The 16,999-nt window shown below is 70.2% G+C and carries 14 protein-coding genes; 6 read left to right on the top strand and 8 right to left on the bottom strand.

What is annotated here, in order from left to right:
- Positions 1-50 precede the first annotated feature (50 nt).
- A complete protein-coding gene (locus FOH10_RS16815; RefSeq protein WP_143981452.1) occupies positions 51-884 on the top strand; it encodes a LysR family transcriptional regulator in 834 nt (277 codons plus the stop codon).
- 300 nt (positions 885-1,184) lie between these two features.
- Here the strand turns inward: FOH10_RS16815 and pgl are convergent, their stop codons facing one another.
- Genes pgl through tkt form a run of 5 tightly spaced genes read right to left on the bottom strand, consistent with a single transcriptional unit; the run spans position 1,185 to position 7,658 of the window.
- Entirely contained in the window at positions 1,185-1,919 is a 735-nt protein-coding gene (gene pgl, locus FOH10_RS16810) for a 6-phosphogluconolactonase (RefSeq protein ID WP_143981451.1), read from the bottom strand.
- The gene (opcA, locus tag FOH10_RS16805; RefSeq protein ID WP_174385109.1) at positions 1,912-2,820 is read right to left on the bottom strand and encodes a glucose-6-phosphate dehydrogenase assembly protein OpcA; all 909 of its coding nucleotides are present in this window, start codon (positions 2,818-2,820) and stop codon (positions 1,912-1,914) included. Before opcA ends, pgl begins: the two co-directional genes overlap by 8 nt.
- A complete protein-coding gene (zwf, locus tag FOH10_RS16800; protein WP_244962089.1) occupies positions 2,817-4,376 on the bottom strand; it encodes a glucose-6-phosphate dehydrogenase in 1,560 nt (519 codons plus the stop codon). The genes opcA and zwf overlap by 4 nt, the downstream gene beginning before the upstream one ends.
- A 2-nt stretch (positions 4,377-4,378) precedes the next feature.
- Complete coding sequence (gene tal, locus FOH10_RS16795; RefSeq protein WP_143981449.1) at positions 4,379-5,509, bottom strand: transaldolase; 1,131 nt, start codon at positions 5,507-5,509, stop codon at positions 4,379-4,381.
- A gap of 4 nt (positions 5,510-5,513) precedes the next feature.
- Positions 5,514-7,658, bottom strand: a complete 2,145-nt coding sequence (gene tkt, locus FOH10_RS16790; protein ID WP_143981448.1) for a transketolase — start codon at positions 7,656-7,658, stop codon at positions 5,514-5,516.
- Positions 7,659-8,080: 422 nt separating this feature from the next.
- Between tkt and FOH10_RS16785 the strand changes: the two genes are divergently transcribed.
- Positions 8,081-9,019, top strand: coding sequence for a heme o synthase (locus FOH10_RS16785; RefSeq protein ID WP_085996436.1), 939 nt, complete (start codon positions 8,081-8,083; stop codon positions 9,017-9,019).
- Between the two features lie 196 nt (positions 9,020-9,215).
- Positions 9,216-9,479: a DUF2798 domain-containing protein gene (locus tag FOH10_RS16780; protein WP_143981447.1), complete on the top strand. Its 264-nt coding sequence runs from the start codon at positions 9,216-9,218 to the stop codon at positions 9,477-9,479.
- 335 nt (positions 9,480-9,814) lie between these two features.
- Here FOH10_RS16780 and FOH10_RS16775 read toward each other — a convergent pair whose 3' ends face one another.
- Both FOH10_RS16775 and FOH10_RS16770 read right to left on the bottom strand, forming a co-directional pair.
- Positions 9,815-12,247, bottom strand: coding sequence for an NERD domain-containing protein (locus FOH10_RS16775; protein ID WP_143981446.1), 2,433 nt, complete (start codon positions 12,245-12,247; stop codon positions 9,815-9,817).
- Positions 12,248-12,531: 284 nt separating this feature from the next.
- The gene (locus tag FOH10_RS16770; RefSeq protein ID WP_143981445.1) at positions 12,532-13,980 is read right to left on the bottom strand and encodes an FAD-dependent monooxygenase; all 1,449 of its coding nucleotides are present in this window, start codon (positions 13,978-13,980) and stop codon (positions 12,532-12,534) included.
- Positions 13,981-14,066: 86 nt separating this feature from the next.
- Here FOH10_RS16770 and FOH10_RS16765 point away from each other — a divergent pair, with 86 nt between their 5' ends.
- Positions 14,067-14,669: a TetR/AcrR family transcriptional regulator gene (locus FOH10_RS16765; protein ID WP_143981444.1), complete on the top strand. Its 603-nt coding sequence runs from the start codon at positions 14,067-14,069 to the stop codon at positions 14,667-14,669.
- Between the two features lie 113 nt (positions 14,670-14,782).
- Here the strand turns inward: FOH10_RS16765 and FOH10_RS16760 are convergent, their stop codons facing one another.
- Positions 14,783-15,751, bottom strand: a complete 969-nt coding sequence (locus tag FOH10_RS16760) for a quinone oxidoreductase family protein (RefSeq protein ID WP_143981443.1) — start codon at positions 15,749-15,751, stop codon at positions 14,783-14,785.
- Between the two features lie 82 nt (positions 15,752-15,833).
- On the opposite strand from FOH10_RS16760, the gene FOH10_RS16755 reads away from it, so the two are divergent.
- Together FOH10_RS16755 and FOH10_RS16750 are read left to right on the top strand one after the other, a co-directional pair.
- Positions 15,834-16,184, top strand: a complete 351-nt coding sequence (locus tag FOH10_RS16755; protein WP_143981442.1) for a hypothetical protein — start codon at positions 15,834-15,836, stop codon at positions 16,182-16,184.
- Between the two features lie 44 nt (positions 16,185-16,228).
- Positions 16,229-16,957 (top strand): GntR family transcriptional regulator, encoded by a 729-nt coding sequence (locus FOH10_RS16750; RefSeq protein ID WP_244962024.1) that lies wholly within the window; start codon positions 16,229-16,231, stop codon positions 16,955-16,957.
- Positions 16,958-16,999 lie beyond the last annotated feature (42 nt).

The following is a 16,999-nucleotide window of genomic DNA, read 5'->3' as shown; positions in this document are numbered from 1 at the left end:
GTGAAAGCACCTGGGAAATGCTTCTCACGCGGTATGTATACGCTGGACGCATGGATCTGGAGCTTCGCCACCTGCGCGCCTATCTCGCCCTGTGCGACGAGGCCAACTACACGCGGGCGGCCCGGCGACTGCACGTCACCCAGCCCTCACTCACCCGCACCATCCAGCAGTTGGAGCGCATACTCGACACCCGCCTCATCGAGCGCACCTCGCGGCGCTTCGACCTCACCGAGGACGGCGCGGCCTTCCTCGCGCACACCCGCCGCATCCTCGCCGACCTGGACACCGTGTGCGCCGACCTGCAACTGCGTGCGGCGGTGGCCCTCGGCTTCTCCTGGCTGCTGCCCGACACCTGGTTCGCGGCCGCACGCACCCGCTTCGAGGCGGTCGGCGGGCATATCGAGATCCACCGCGTGGACGACCCGCTCGCGGCGCTGACCGCACGCACCATCGATATCGCGCTGTACCGCAAACAGATTCGCCTGCCGCGAGGATTCGCTTCGAAGCAGATCGCCACCGAACGGCGCGTGCTGGCCGTCGCGGCCACCTCGCCACTGGCTCAGGGCGATGCGCCGAGCTGGCGTGATCTCGCCGATCTCCCGTTGGTGGTCAACACCATCTCCGGCACCACCGACGAGAACTCCTGGCCCGCACCCAACGCGGAGCGTCAGGTCATCACCTGCGCCAATTTCGACGAGTGGATCGAGCTGGTGGCGGCCGACCGGGGGATCGGCGCGGTCCCCGAACTGGCCCGAACTCGCGCGCCCCACCCCGGCGTGGTCTACCGCGATGTCCCGGACGCCCCGCCATCGCACCTGTATCTGGTCTGGCGCACCGGCCCGGCCCCGTCGCGCTCGGTACAGCGGTTCCTCGAAACCGCCTGAGCGACTCCGGCGTTCGATCGTCAGCTCGGTTGTCGCGCGGCTGATCGCTCTCAGCGCTGCATCACGCGTTGGGCGTGAGCGGCCCTCGCCCGATACGGCGACCCGCGCGATACGGCGACCCGCCTGGTGCGCAACCTGCTTGGTGCAGCGGCACGGCAGGCACGACGGGAGGGCTTGTGCGGCGAGTCCCTAGCGACATTCACGGCCCCGATCGACACCGCCAATGGTATCGACCGACCGCCGAGTGGTCCGGGCAAGCGTGGGCGGCAACCCGCACCGCCCTACATCAGCCGGATGCGGTCAGCGTGGCAGATCGGCGGCGGCCGACTCGTCGAGCAGCCAGGTGGTGGACTCCGCTCCGACCGCACCGGCGGATGGGACGTCCAAGGGCGACGCGCCATTGAGGGCGGCGGCCACCGCAGCGGCCTTGGCCTCGCCGGAGACCACCAGCACCACGTGGCGGGACTGCCGCACGGCGGGCAGCGTCAGCGTCACCCGCACCGGCGGCGGCTTCGGCGAATCCGTCACCGCCACCACGAGTTCGTGCTCCTCGCGCACCGCGTCGGTATGCGGGAACAGGGAATTGATATGGCCCTCTCCGCCCATACCGAGCAGGTGCAGGTCGAAGAAGCCGCTCTCGCCGAGGTGGCTGCGCACGGTGCGCAAGTACGCTGCCGCCGCCTCGACCGGATCCGGGTACTCGCTGTCGGAGGTGGCCACCGGGTACACGCGGGAGGGGTCCACCGGAACATGATCCAGCAGCGCCCGCCGGGCTTGCAGATCATTGCGTTCCGGATCGTCGGCGGGCAGGAATCGCTCGTCACCCCAGAAGATGTCGATGCGTGACCAGTCGATCTCCCCGGGGGCCCGCCGCACCACCTCGAGCAGGCCGATGCCGGTGCCGCCGCCGGTCAGCACCACCGACGCCGACCCGCGCAGCCGCTGGGCCTCGACCACCTGGGCGACGAACCGCGCGGCGGCGGCCTCGACCAGATCCTCGGTGCCGGTGAAGGTTTCGACGGCGGGCTTACTCATAGGTCACCCTTTCGATGCCGGTGAGGGCTTCGGCGTAGATGTCGTCGGCTTCCAGATGCCGCAGCTCCTCCGCCAGACAGTCCCGGGTCTCCCGGCGCGCCAGTGCGAAGCGCTGCGACGGCTCCCCGGTGCGGGCCAGGGTCGCGGTCCGACCCTCCTGCGGGCGCGAGATCGCGATCGACACCGTGGGCCTGCGGATCTCGACCTTCAGATCACCGGACCGGCGCACCACCGGGCAGGACAGCCGCGCGGCCAACCAGCCCGCCAGCATGTCCAGGGCCGGTTCGTCACGCAGACCCGACACGGTCACGGATTCCACGGGTTCGAACGGGGCCTCGTCGAGCGCGGCGGCCAGCAGCGCCCGCCAGTAGGTGACCCGGCTCCACGCCAGATCGGTGTCGCCGGGAGCGTAGGCGTTGCGCCGCTTCTTGATCGTGGCCTGCGGATCCGGTGCGAAGGTGGCGTCGGTGATGCGGCGGGTCGCCAGGCGGCCCACCGCGTCCTTGGACGGGAACTCGGGTGCGCCGCGCGGCCACCACGCCACCACCGGGGTGTCCGGCAGCAGGAACGGGGTGACCACGCTGGCCTCGTGGGAGACCAGATCGCCCTGCAACCGCAGCACTATCACCTCGGCCGCGCCCGCGTCACCGCCGACTCGGATCTGCGCGTCCAGCCGGGTCGCCGCGGTGCGATCCCCGCGCGCCAGCACGATGACGCGGCAGGGGTGTTCGCGGCTGGCGTCGTTGGCGGCCTCGATGGCGTCCTCGGCCTCGGAGCTGTCCAGGGTGCACACCACCAGGGTGAGCACCCGGCCCACGGTGATCACGCCATTGGCCTCGCGCAGCGAGATGAGGCGCTTGGATACCTCGCGGGTATCCGTATCCGGCATGTCGATGATCACGGCCGCCGCCATTCCCGCCCGCTGCGCGCGAGCATCTCGTCGGCCGATTCCGGACCCCAGGTGCCCGCCTCGTACGGTTCGGGTCGCCCGTCGGCCGCCCAGCGTTCGAGTACGGGATCGAGGATGCGCCAGGACAATTCGACCTCCTCGTTGACCGGGAACAGCGACGGCACCCCGAGCAGCACGTCGAGGATGAGCCGCTCGTACGCCTCGGGGGAGTCCTCGGTGAACGCCTCGCCGTAGGAGAAGTCCATGTTCACGTCCCGGACCTCCATGCTGGAGCCGGGCACCTTGGACCCGAACCGCATGGTGATGCCCTCATCCGGCTGCACCCGGATGACCAGCGCGTTCTGGCCGAGCTCCTCGGTCATGGTCTGGTCGAAGGGCAGGTGCGGAGCCCGTTTGAACACCACGGCGATCTCGGTCACCCTGCGGCCCAGGCGTTTTCCGGTGCGCAGATAGAACGGCACACCGGCCCAGCGGCGGGTCTCCACGGCGAGGGTGATGGCGGCGTAGGTCTCGGTGGTGGAGTCGGGGTCGAAGCCCTCCTCCTGCAGCAGTCCGGCCACGGGCTCACTGCCCTGCCAGCCCGCCGTGTACTGCCCGCGCGCGGTCGTCTCGTCCAGGGGTTCGACGAGTTTGGTCGCCGAGAGCACCTTGATCTTCTCGATCTGCAGCTGCTTGGGCTGGAAGCTCACCGGTTCCTCCATGGCGGTGAGCGCCAGCAGTTGCAGCAGATGGTTCTGGATGACGTCGCGGGCGGCCCCGATACCGTCGTAATACCCGGCGCGACCGCCCAATCCGATGTCCTCGGCCATGGTGATCTGCACATGGTCGACGTAGTTGGCATTCCAGATCGGATCGAACAGCTGGTTCGCGAAGCGCAACGCCAGGATGTTCTGCACCGTCTCCTTGCCGAGATAGTGGTCGATGCGGAAGACCGTCTGCTCCGGGAACACCCGGTTCACCAGGGCGTTGAGCTCCTGCGCGCTGTCCAGGTCGTGTCCGAACGGCTTCTCGATCACCACCCGTCGCCAGGGTGCGGGATCGCCCGCCCCAGGGGCCGGTTGGGCCAGCCCGTTCTTCGACAGCTGATCCAGTACGACCGGGAACTCGGTCGGCGGAATCGCCAGGTAGAAGGCGTGATTGCCGCCCGTCCCGCGATCCCGGTCGAGATCCTTGAGGGTGGTGGCCAGCCGGTGGAAGGCGCCGTCGTCCTCGAAAGTGCCTTGGACGAACCGCAATCCCTCGCGCAGCTGCTGCCACACCTCCTCGCGGAAGGTGGTGCGAGCGGAGGATTTGATCGATTCGTGGACGAGATCGGCGAATTCGTCGTCGCTCATATCCCGTCGGGCGAACCCGACCAGGGCGAACCCGGGTGGCAGCAGCCCCCGGTTCGCCAGGTCGTAGATGGCCGGCAGCAACTTGCGCCGCGACAGGTCACCGGTCACCCCGAAGATCACCATGCTGCACGGTCCAGCGATCCGGGGAACCCGGCTGTCCCGCTCGTCGCGGAGCGGATTCCCCGTCGTGACCGTCGTCGGCGCGCCGGTCACCGTCAGTTGCCCCCGGCCGCCGTGAGCTGTTCGGTTGTCGCCGTGAGCAGTTCGTTCCACGAGGTGACGAACTTGTCCACGCCCTCGGTCTCCAGCACCCGGAACACGTCGTCGAGATCGATGCCCACGGCCGCGAGCTCGTCGAAGACCTGCGCCGCGTCGGCGGCGGTGCCGGAGACGGTGTCGCCCCGGATCTCCGCGTGGTCGGCCACGGCCTCGAGGGTCTTCTCCGGCAGCGTGTTCACCGTGTTGGGGGCCACCAGTTCGGTGACGTACATGGTGTCGGAGTACTCCGGGTTCTTCACGCCGGTCGACGCCCACAGCGCGCGCTGCTTGTTCGCGCCCGCCGAGGCCAGATGGTTGTAGGTCGAGGTGTGCTTACCGCCGTCGAACACGTCCTGGTAGGCGGCATAGGCCAAGCGCGCGTTGGCGATTCCCGCCTTGCCGCGCAGGGCGAGGGCCTCCGGGGTGCCGATGGCCTCGAGCCGCTTGTCGATCTCGGTGTCCACGCGGGAGACGAAGAACGAGGCGACGGACTGGATCTTGGCCAGATCCCGGCCCTGCACCTGCGCGTTGCGCAGACCGTCCAGGTACGCGCCCATGACGGACTTGTACCGCGCCACCGAGAAGATGAGGGTGACGTTCACGCTGATGCCCTCGCCGATCACGCGCGTGATGGCGGGCAGCCCCGCTTCGGTGGCCGGAATCTTGATGAACAGATTGGGCCGGTCCACGATCTTCCACAGCTCCATGGCCTGCGCCACGGTGCCGTCGGTGTCGAAGGCCAGCCGCGGGTCGACCTCGATGGAGACGCGGCCGTCGAGCCCGCCGGTCTGCTCGTACACCTCGGCCAGCACGTCGCAGGCGGCGCGCACGTCGTCGGTGGTGATGACGCGCACGGCCTGATCGGCGTCCGCGCGCTGGGCGGCGAGCTCGCGCACCTGGGCGTCGTAGGCGTGGCCCTTGCTGAGCGCGCCCTGGAAGATGGTCGGGTTGGTGGTGACGCCGACGACGCTGCGGGTCGCGATCAGCTCGGCGAGATTGCCGGACTGGATGCGGTCGCGCGACAGATCGTCGAGCCACACCGACACACCCGCGGCGTACAGCGCCGCGGTGTTCGGGTTCTGGGTCATGGTCTTATCCCTTCACCTTGTCGAGGGAACGGGTTGCGGCTGCGACTACGGCCTCGGGTGTGATGCCGAACTCGCGGAACAGTGTCTTGTAGTCGGCCGACGCGCCGAAGTGCTCGATGGAGACGATCTCCCCGGCCTCGCCGACGAAGCGGTACCACGGCATCGCGATTCCGGCCTCCACGACCACCCGCGCCCGCACCGAGGGCGGCAGCACGGAGTCGCGGTACGCCTGATCCTGCGCGTCGAACCATTCCACGCACGGCATGGACACCACGCGGGTGCCGATGCCCTGCGCCTCCAGCGTAGTGCGCGCCTCGACCGCGAGGTGCAGCTCGGAGCCGGTGGCGATGAGGATCACCTGCGGTGTGCCGGTGGAGGATTCGGCCAGGATGTAGCCGCCCTTGGCGACACCCTCGTAGGAGGTGCCCTCCAGGACCGGCAGGTTCTGGCGGGTCAGCGCCAGCGCGGACGGGCCGTCCTGGTGTGCGGGCTCGGACACCAGGAAGTGCGAGTCGCGCTCGGCGGAATCGCGCTCCAGGATGGTGCGCCAGGCGTAGGTGGTCTCGTTGGCGTCACCCGGGCGCACCACGTTCAGGCCCGGAATGGCGCGCAGCGCGGCCAGGTGTTCGATCGGCTGGTGGGTGGGGCCGTCCTCGCCGAGGCCGATGGAGTCGTGGGTCCACACGTAGGTGACCGGGGTGCGCATGAGCGCGCCCAGGCGCACGGCGGGCCGCATGTAGTCGGAGAACACCAGGAAGGTGCCGCCGTACGGACGGGTCGGTCCGTGCAGGGCGATGCCGTTCAGGATCGAGCCCATGGCGTGCTCGCGCACACCGAAGTGCAGGGTGCGGCCGTACGGATCGGCCTTCCACATCCCGGTGGAGATGGACTCCGGGCCGAAGGACGGCACATCCGGCATGGTCGTGTTGTTGGATTCGGCGAGGTCGGCCGAACCGCCCCACAGCTCCGGCAGCACCGGCGCGAGCGCCGCGAGGACCTTGCCGGACGCCTTGCGGGTGGCCATACCGCTCGGATCGGGCGCGTGCACCGGCAGCACATCGGTCCAGCCCGCGGGCAGGCGACGCTCCTGGAGCCGGTCGAACAGCGCCTTGTTCTCCGGATTGGCGGCGGCCCAGGCGTCGAACCGCTCCTGCCAGGCGGCCTTGGCCGTCTTGGCGCGGTCGGCGGCATTGCCGCGGGTGTGCGCGATCACGGCCGCGTCGACGTCGAAGGTCTTGTCCGGATCGAAGCCGAGCACCTTCTTGGTGGCCGCGACCTCGTCCGCGCCCAGCGCCGCGCCGTGCGAAGCGCCGGTGTTCATCTTGTTCGGGGCCGGGTAGCCGATGATGGTGCGCAGCAGGACGATCGACGGCTTGTCGGTCACGCTCTGGGCGTGCGCCACGGCCGCCTCCAGGGCGACCACGTCTTCGCCGCCCTCGACCACCTGCACGTCCCAGCCGTAGGCGCGGTAGCGCGCGGCGACGTCCTCGGTGAAGGCGATCCGGGTGTCGTCCTCGATGGAGATGCGGTTGTCGTCGTAGAAGACGATGAGGTTGCCCAGCTGCTGGGTGCCCGCCAGCGAGGACGCCTCGGAGGTGACGCCCTCCTCCATGTCGCCGTCCGAGGCCACCACGTAGATGTAGTGGTCGAAGGCGCTCTCACCCTGCGCGGCGGACGGATCGAACAGGCCGCGCTCGCGCCGGGCCGCCATGGCCATGCCCACGGCGGAGGCCAGGCCCTGGCCGAGCGGGCCGGTGGTGATCTCGACGCCGTCGGTGTGCCGGTACTCCGGGTGGCCCGGGGTGAGCGAACCCCACTTGCGCAGGTTGACCAGATCGTCCAGCTCCAGGCCGAAACCGGCCAGGTACAGCTGGATGTAGAGGGTCAGGCTGGAATGCCCGCAGGACAGGACGAAACGGTCGCGCCCCACCCACTTCGGATCGCTCGGATCGTGCCGCATCACACGCTGGAACAGCGTGTACGCCAGCGGGGCGAGGCTCATCGCGGTGCCGGGATGGCCGTTGCCCGCGTTCTGCACCGCGTCGGCGGCGAGGACCCGGGCGGTGTCGACGGCCCTGGTGTCGACGTCGGTCCAGTCGGCGGGGTGGCGGGGCTGGGTGAGGGCGCGGATGTCGTCTGTGACTGACACGACCGAGGTTCTCCTGACCTTTTCGTCAACGATGCGGTTGTGGGTTCGCTGCGGGGTGCTGCGGTGCGAAGCTCCGCACCGACACCCACCACCCTAAGGGTGACCGTTTCGGCGCCGTACAAGAACCCGCGTTCACCGGCCGCCGTGTCGTATGTTCGTTGCTTCGCGCGGACCCGTTCGTGACCGCTCGGGACCCGAGTCGCGATGCGGTCTCGGGCAACCCACGCCCATACCTGGGCGAGAGTGCTGTCGCCCACGGTCTACCATGCTGTGTAGTAGTGGCCGCGCCGCACTGGGCTCCAGTCGTCGTCGATGTTCGAGCGCGCTGCTAGTTCCACGACCGGATCAACATGCACGTTGTGCGAGGAGAAACAGTGCGGATTGGGCAACAACCGGGTGGGGCGCACGGCTCCTCCGGCACGGTGCTGGCCGACCGCGTGACGGGCAGTGGCCCGCTGTCGGCGGCGGCGCGGCGTGTACTCGCCTACATCGCGCTGACCAAGCCGCGCGTGATCGAGCTGCTGCTTGTCGCCACCATTCCCACCATGCTGCTGGCCGACCGCGGTCACGTCGACATCCGCCTCATTCTGGCCACGCTGTTCGGTGGCTGGATGGGTGCGGCGAGCGCGAACACCCTCAACTGTGTCGCCGACGCCGATATCGACAAGGTGATGAAGCGGACCTCCAAGCGGCCGCTGGCGCGCGAGGCGGTACCGACCCGCAATGCCGCGATCTTCGGCATCACGCTGGGGTTGGCGTCCTTCGCGTGGCTGTGGTGGCAGGCGAATCTGCTCAGCGGTGCGCTGGTGGTGGCGACGATCCTGTTCTACGTCTTCGTCTACACCCTCGGCCTCAAGCGTCGGACCTCGCAGAATGTGGTGTGGGGCGGTGCGGCCGGCTGTATGCCCGCGCTGGTCGGCTGGTCCGCGGTCACGGGTTCGGTGGGGTGGCCGGCCATCGTGCTGTTCTTGGTGATCTTCTTCTGGACGCCGCCGCACACCTGGGCGCTGGCCATGCGCTACAAGGAGGACTACCGGGCGGCCGGGGTGCCCATGCTGCCGGTGGTGGCCACCGAGCAGGCGGTCACCAAGCAGATCGTCATCTACACCTGGCTCACGGTGCTGGCCACCTTCGCGCTGGTGCCCGCCGCCGGTGTGATCTACGCCGCGACCGCGCTGGTGGCGGGCGCGTGGTTCCTGCTCATGGCACATCAGCTGTATTCCGGTGTGCGGCGCGGGGAATCGGTCAAACCGCTGCGACTGTTCTTGCAGTCCAACAACTATCTGGCCGTGGTGTTCTGCGGGCTGGCGGTGGACTCGGTGCTGGGGTGGACCACCCTCGGCGAGACCCTGTTCGGCTGAGCCGGATTCCGAACGTCCCGAGCCCGTCGCGCGAGCGGCGGGCTCGTCTCGTTCCCGATCGGAATTGCCCCGCCCCCGCGCCCTGTTCTACTATCACGACGCGATCTTCATCGCCGTAAGCGTTAACGCCAATCAACGCACCCGCTCCGTCCCATGCGGAGCGATCGCTATTGGTATTCCTACGCTTTCGGAGGACATGATGAATTCTTCGGCATCGCACACCCCGTCCCGCAAACTCCCCGCACGCTACGCGTCGCTCGTCCTGCCGCTCCTGCTGTCGATCCTGATGACGCTGGTGGTGTCGTTCATCAGCACCGTGAACGGCCGCGGCTTCGACGCCGGTTTCCTCGGTATCTGGCTGCGCGCCTGGGGAGTGTCCTGGCTCATCGCCTTCCCGACCCTGCTGCTGGTACTGCCCCTGGTCCGCCGCGTCACGGCCGCGGTGGTGCAGATGGGCTGAGTGCGCGACCGCGCAGGCGACCGTGTATGCCGTTGCCTGCGCGGACTCGAGGGCGGACCGGCTCGTTCGTAGTTCGGTCCCGCCCCGCCCGTACGGGTTCGCCCGGGACGGGCACAGGGGGGAGACACAGGGATGTGGTTCGTTCGGGGGGAGCCGGGCGAACGGCCGCGTCGTGGACGGTCTCACGCGCCGGATTCAGCCTGCTCGAGCCGGCCCGGACCGATACGTCGGACCGGCGCGCGGGCCGCGCCGGGAGCGGTCGCCGTGCGGCCCGTGCGCATGGGGGTCCGCCGTCGGCGCTGCCCGGCGGTCGATCGGATCGCGACGTCGCGCTGTCAGCAGCCGGGTTGGAACGGGAAGCAGGCCGGGCCGACGGTGGTGGCCGGGATGGTCGGATCGGTGCTGGTCGGGGTGGTGGTGCGGACCGTGGTCGTTCGTTCGGGGGTGCGGTCCTCGCCGGTGCTGCTGCCGATGCTGCCCGTGCACATGACGGCCACGGACAGGATCAGGAAGACCAGGACCAGGGCCGCCACCGTGGGCAGATCCCGCCGTCGTCGGCGCGATGCCGTGGGCTGCGAGTTCTCCCACAGCGGGAAGCCCTGGCCCGAGGGCGGGGGACCGGAGGGGGCGCGACCGGGCTCCCCGGAACGCGCGCCCTGCGCGCCCACGGGCATCGGGCTGCCCGGCGGCGGTTGCCCGCCCGGGCTCGACGTCTGTCCCGCTCGGCCACGGCTCGCGGCGGCGGCACCCGCCGCACCGGTCAGCAGAGCCCCCGCCGCACCCATCGGTGCGGTACCGGATCGGCCCGACCCCGACGCGCCACCACCGGCGTGGCCGGAACCTGCGGCGGTGCTGCCGGCGTGGCCGGAACCCGCAGCGGTGCTGCCGGGTTGGCCGGAGCCCGAGGCGGTACCGGGTTGGCCGGAACCCGAGGCGGTACCGGGTTGGCCGGAACCCGCAGCGGTACCGCCAGGGTGGCCGGAGCCCGAGGCGGTGCCACCGGGGCGGTCGAAGCCTTGGGTGGCACTGCCCGGTTGATCGAAACCTGGTGCAGCGCCACCGGGTTGGTGGTATCCGCTGGGATCGTGGCCTGTGGTTCCTGCCGGGCCGCGATCCAGGTCTCCGGTGGCCGGGCGGCCCTGCCCGGATCGGCCGGGATCGCCCGCCGCCGATCGTCCACCCATGGACTCGGCACCGTGGGCGGCTGTCTCGGACCGCGCGTAGTCGGAGGATTCGGTGGAAGATCCCATACCGCCCCCGGGCCCGTATGGGTCACTTCCGGTGCGGCCGGGTGGCTGGGAAGTTCCCGACCGGCCGTATGTTTCGGCTGCCGCGTCCGGACTCGACGCGCCCGTGGTGGAATCGCCTGCGGCGGTGCCCGAATCCCGTGATCCCGCACCGGCCGTGTCCGCGTCGTTTCCCCGGTCGCGCGAGCCGCGCAGCGCGGCGGCGGCCGCTCCAGCGGCGGCGGCTGCCGCGGCGGCACCGCTCGCGATCTTCCCCTTCTTGCCGGAGCCGGATCCGCGGCGCGGACCCTGCTGCCCTTCCGCCGCCTCCCTCGCGGTGCCGGATTCGCGTCGAGGGTCCCCGTGGTCCGCCGGCGCGTTGCCTGTCGCGCCGGGTTCATGCCCCCGACCGCGTTCGCTGTCCGGCGCATCGCCCGCCGAGCCGGATTCGCGCGGTGCGCCACCGCGTCCTTCCGGAGCCATGCCGGTCGCGCTGGATGCGCCGTGCGGCCCTGGGCGACCTCCCGGCATGCCCACGGTTCCGGACCCCTGCCACGAGCCCTGCTGCCCGCCCGCTGCGGTGCCGGGGATGGGGTGTTGTCCGCCCGGCGCGGTGCCGGGGGCGGATTGCTGTCCGCCCGGCGCGGTGCTGGGGGCGGGGTGTTGTCCGCCCGATGCGGTGCCGGGGAGTGGGTGTTGTCCGCTCGACGTGGTGCCGGGGATGGGTTGCTGTTCGCCCGACGTGGTCCCGGGGAGTGGGTGTTGTCCGCCCGGCGTGGTGCCGGGGATGGGGTTGCGCACCGGTACGGCCGCCGGGCCGGGTACGACTCCGGTCGCGGTGCCTGCACCGTGTGGTGGCTCCGGGGGTTCGGGCGCGGCGACGGGCACGGATGGCACGGAGCGGGCGGGCGCCGAGGTGGGTGGTGGCGGGGTGCGGTTGGCGGCCGGGGGATCGAAGCCCTCGAGGACCAGGTCCGAGTGGGTGGCCGCGGCGGCGAAACCGAGCGCGCCCAGGGCCTGCCCGACCTGGGCGGCATCCCAGGCCGGGTCCGCGCCGTCGGCCAGGCCGGTGAAGTAGGCGCGCAGCGAGGACGGGCCGTCGCCGAGCAGCACGTCGATACCGGGCGGCATGGCGCCCTTGGTCAGCTTCAGCCGGCTGCCCAGCTGCGGCACCAGCAGCACCAGTCCGCTGACCGGCACATGTTCGCGTCCGGGGGCGGCGCGCAGCTGCCGGGCGAGTTCGGTGGTCTGCCGTCGCACCCGTTCCAGCGGGTTGCCGTCACCGTCGACCGGGGCGGGGTCGTCGTCCACCGTCCACGGTTCGTCCTCGGCGCAGTGCAGGGTGCCGTTCACGCGTTCGGTGAACCCGTGCACCGCGATCACCACGCAGGTCTGCGGCGTCCACACCACCACGTCGGCGTCCTGGCACTGCACCACCGCGATCCCGGGTACGGCATGCGGCCCGCTCCACGATTTGAGCCAGTTGACGACGGTCCGTTCGGTGCTCGAAAGGCGCGACGGATCGTCGTTCCGGACCTTCACCAACAATGCAGACTCACCTCTGACCGATGCCTCATCCCGTGTCGGCCGCACCCACGGTCGCCGTGACCCACCATACGGGCTCGTCCGAATGGTCGCGGCGAATCGTCTTGTGCGGCAGCAAGATCATCCAGCATGTCGCCGGCCTTGTCGCGCGCGGGAGGTGATCACGGGCGAACCGCCCGGGATGTCCGGCTCGGGAGGTGACCGCGGCTGGGGTGGCCGAGGCGGCATTTCAGACGAACCGGTCGGTCGAGGATGTGGTTGCCGAGGCGTGCGCGCAGCGTTCAACCCACGCGTTCGGCGACATACCCGTCGGGACGGACGAGCACCCGGGTCCCGTCCACGGCATCGTAAGCGCGGAACGCGTCCCCGTCGGGGTCGCCGAGCGCGTCGCCGACCCCGTGCTCGCGCACGATGGGCACGACCCGCACCCCCGCCTCGGCGGCCGGAGCCCGGTCCGCCCCGAACAGCAGCAGCGTCGAGTGCGGACCCCGGAAGAGTTCGAACAGCCGAACCCGTCGCCGCGCCGCGTCCACCAGCGGAGCGTCGGGCGCGCGATCGCCCGCCCGCAGTGCGCGATCGGTCGAGTTGTGTGCCATCAGGTCTCGATAGGAGATATCGAGCTGATGAGTTTCCTCGCCCCGGTTCATGGCGTCCGCGGCCCCGTCCATGGTCTTGTCGAGCAGTTCGGTGCTCACCCCCAGCACCCGCGCGGCCACCGCACGCCGCTCGGTCTGGTAGCTGTCCAGCAGCGCCTCCGCCTCGGCGCCCGGACCGCGCAGCGCCGCCGCGAGCTTCCAGCCCAGGTTGTAGGCGTCCTGGACGCCGGTGTTCAACCCCTGCCCACCGGTCGGCGGGTGCACGTGGGCGGCATCGCCCGCGAGGAACACCCGTCCCTCCCGGAACCGCTGGGCGAGACGGATATTCGGCCGCCACACCGTCGCCCAGGCGAGGTCGCTCAGCACCACCTCGGGCCGGTGGGCGAGTCGGTCGACGTAGCCCTGCAAGACCTCCAGGCTCGGTGCGGCGTCACCGCGCAGCCGCGTCCCGAACTGGAAGTGCCGCCCACCGGGCAAGGGGGACAGCACGATTCCGTCCATGGGCGCGTCCGCTTCGGCGAACCAGTAGCCGAAGTCGTGGTCGAGGGCATCGGCGCGCACGTCGCCGAGCAGCATGCGCACCGATTCGTCGGTGCTGCCCTCGAAGGGGATGCCGAGCCGCTTGCGTACCGTGCTGCGTCCGCCGTCCGCGCCGACCAGATAGTCCGCCCGCACGGTTTCGGTCCCGGCCGGAGCCGACAGCGTGGCGGTCACGCCGTCTCCGTCCTGGGTGACATCGACCAGCGCCGTGGACAGTTCGACCGTCACCCCGAGCCGTGTCAGCCGCTCCCGCAGGATGCCTTGGGTATCGGACTGCCCGAGCACCCACGGATTCGGGTAGGGCACAGCGGAACTCGGCTCCCGCCACTCGCTCATCCGCCGCTCGGCCACCAGTTCCCCGCCGAAGTAGGCGCGTACGAGCGGCTGCGGCATCCCGGCGGCGAGGACGGCGTCCAGGACACCGAGGTCGTCGAACACCTCGAGGGTGCGCGGCTGGATGCCGTCGCCACGGGAACCGGCGAAGAACCGCTCGGCCTGCTCGACCACCCGCACGGCGATGCCGCGCCGGGCCAGGTCGATGGCGAGGGTGAGGCCGGTCGGACCGGCTCCGGCGATCAATACCTGTGCTGACATGCTGACTCCGTATAATGAACTGAAATTCACTGAATGTGAATTCAGTATTGATCCTGGTACGTTCCGCTGTCAAGGAGGTGGTGCGAATGGGTGGCAAACGCCAGGAGAAGGCGGCCGAGACCGAACAGGCGCTCAAGGCCGCCGCCCGCAAACTCTTCGCCGAGCGCGGCTATCTCAACACCAAGATCACCGACATCACCGCGGTGGCCGGACGCGCGGCGGGCTCGTTCTACAACCACTTCGCCAGCAAGGAGGAGCTGCTCCAGTCCTTGCTGAAAGACCTTGCCGACGAAGGTGATTCACGCGCGGAAGGTCCGGACCACAAGCCGGACTTCACCGACCCGGAGGCGGTGCGCTACCACATTCGGGGCTACTGGACCGCCGCGCGCGAGCATTGGCCGGTCTTCCGGGCCGTGAGTCAGGCCGCCCTGGTGAACGAGGACTTCGCCCGCATGATGGGTCGCTTCTCCGCCGACCAGCGCGAGGACGTGCTCGACCACCTCGACGGGTTTCCCGCCGCGGGCCTGCGCCTGCCCAGCACCCCCGACGCCAGCCTCACCATGATGTTCCTGGTGGCCTCCGGCCTGCTCCAGGCCATCGAGGACGGCACCGTCGACCTCACCGACGAACAGGCGGTGGAGGGCATCACCCGTTTCGTCTACCGGGGACTCACCGGCCGCGACTACTGAGCGACCGCGGCTACTGCGGCCGGGACTACTGAGCGGCCGGGACTGTTCGAGCACGCGCGACTGTCGGGCTCCGTCGCGACACCGGCGGTGCCGCGCCGCCGGTCGGGCCCGCGTCAGCGCGGCAGCAGCACGATCGAACCGGTTGTCTTGCGCCCCTCCAGATCCCGGTGGGCTCGCTCGGCCTCGGCCAGCGGGTAGGTCGCGCCGACGCGGATACGCAGCGTCCCGTCGGCGATCGCGTTCATGACATCGCGGGCGCGCCAGAGCAGTTCGGCCCGGTCGCGGGTGTAGTGGGCCAGCGTCGGCCGGGTGACGAACAGGGAGCCGAGGGCATTGAGGCGTTGCAGGTCGAACGGTGGCACCGGCCCGCTGGCCGCGCCGAACAGCGCGAGCATGCCGCGCACGCGCAGCGAGGCCAGACTGGCCTCGAACGTGCTCGCGCCGACGCCGTCGTACACCGCGGCCACGCCCACGCCGCCGGTGAGTTCCCGCACCCGCGAGGCCAGTTCGCCGTCGTAGCGCAGCACCTCGGCGGCCCCGGCCTCGCGCGAGAGCTTCTCCTTCTCATCGGAGGAGACCGTGGTGATGACCCGCACTCCGCGCTTGGCCAGCAGCTGCGTGATGATCAGCCCGACGCCGCCCGCCCCGGCGTGCACGAGCACCGCCTCGCCCGGTTCGGGCTTGTAGATCGACTCGACCAGGTAGTGCGCCGTCATACCCTGCAGCAGCGCCGAGGCCGCGACCGGTGCGTCGATGCCCTCGGGCACCGGAATCGCCACCGCCTCGTCCACCGCGACCCGCTCGGCATAGCTGCCCGGGGCGGCCGCCCACGCTACCCGGTCACCGGCCGAGAACTCGGTGACCTCGGCCCCCACCGCCGCCACCACGCCGGTGCCCTCCGCACCCGGAACGTACGGCACGTTCTGCGGATACCGCCCGGTGCGAATGTAGGTGTCGATGAAGTTGATCCCGATGGCCTCGGTGTCGACCAGCAGCTGTTTCGGCCCGATGACCGGGTCCGGCACCTCCGTGTACCGCAGGACCTCGGGACCCCCGTGCTCGGAAACCTGGATGGCGCGCATGGTTACCAGTTGTACACCCGCGCGGCCGTGCAGTGGGCAGTGGCACATCAACTCGGTCTTACCGATGGGTAAACTGCTCGGCATGAGCGCTACCGCCGCCCCGGCTTCCGTCAAACTGTCGCCGTCCGTCGTCGATTCGGTGAAGGGATTCGTCGCCGACAACGGCGGCTCCGCCACGGCGGTGTTGCAGCCGCTCGGGCGCATCGGCGTCCGTGTCACGCTGGTCGGTGACGACGGTGTGCTCGGTGACCGCGTGGTGCCCGATATGGCCGCCGCCAAGGCGCTCGTCGAGGCCGTGAACGGACTCTCGGAGGCCGAGGAGTGGGAGCGTGAGCTCGTCGCCAAGGTGACCCCGGCCAAGGGGCACTGGGCGCGCATGGCGGGCTGGGTCGCCAAGCAGAAGCGATTCCCCAAGGCCCGCAACGAGAAGTAAGAGGAGCGCATGAGCCCGGCGGACCAGGCGCACCCGGGGACCACGTGGCCGGGCGCGTAACCAAACAGGCCCAGCTGCGGTCCGCGCTGACCGCCCTGTGCGCGACGTTGCGCCCGGGGGAGATGCTGCCCAGCGAGCGGCAGCTGTGCGACGACTATCGCGTGAGCCGGATGACGGTGCGAGAGGTGTTGAGCCAACTCGAATCCGAGGGCGTCATCACCCGTATTCCCGGCAAGGGCACCTTCGTCGCCGAACGGGTGGCGCGCTCGCGGCTGCACATGGCCTCGTTCAGTGACGACATGCGCCGCCTCGGCCGCACCCCGAGCACGGTGGTGCTGCACAGCGATTACGCGGTGCCGCCGCCCGCCTCCGTCACGGCACTGGGTCTGACCGCCACCGCGAAGGCGTTCCATCTGGTGCGGTTGCGGCTGGCCGACGGGCTGCCCATGTCCATCGACGACGGCTGGTACCGCGCCGATCTGCTGCCCGGCCTGCTGGAGCACGACCTCACCCAGTCGCTGTACGCGCTGCTGGCCAAGGAGTACGACTGCCCGATCGACCGCGCCGAGCAGAGCGTGCGCGCGGTGGCCGCCGATGAGCGGCACGCGGGCTGGCTCGGCACCGAACTCGGTTCTCCGCTACTGGCTTTCGACCGCATGTCCTACTCGCGGGATCGCTGTGTGGAGCATGCGCAGTCCTGGTATCGCGCCGATCGGTACCAGGTCTATATGACGGTGTCGGCCGAGGACAACGGGAATCAGACGTCGGGCTGAGACGCCCGGAAAAGCGGTTCGCGGGCACTCGATTCGAGTGCC

The organism is Nocardia otitidiscaviarum, assembly GCF_007362295.1.
Taxonomy (GTDB): domain Bacteria; phylum Actinomycetota; class Actinomycetes; order Mycobacteriales; family Mycobacteriaceae; genus Nocardia; species Nocardia otitidiscaviarum.
Note: the sequence above shows the minus strand (reverse complement) of the source record. Positions and strands in the feature narration are given on the sequence as shown.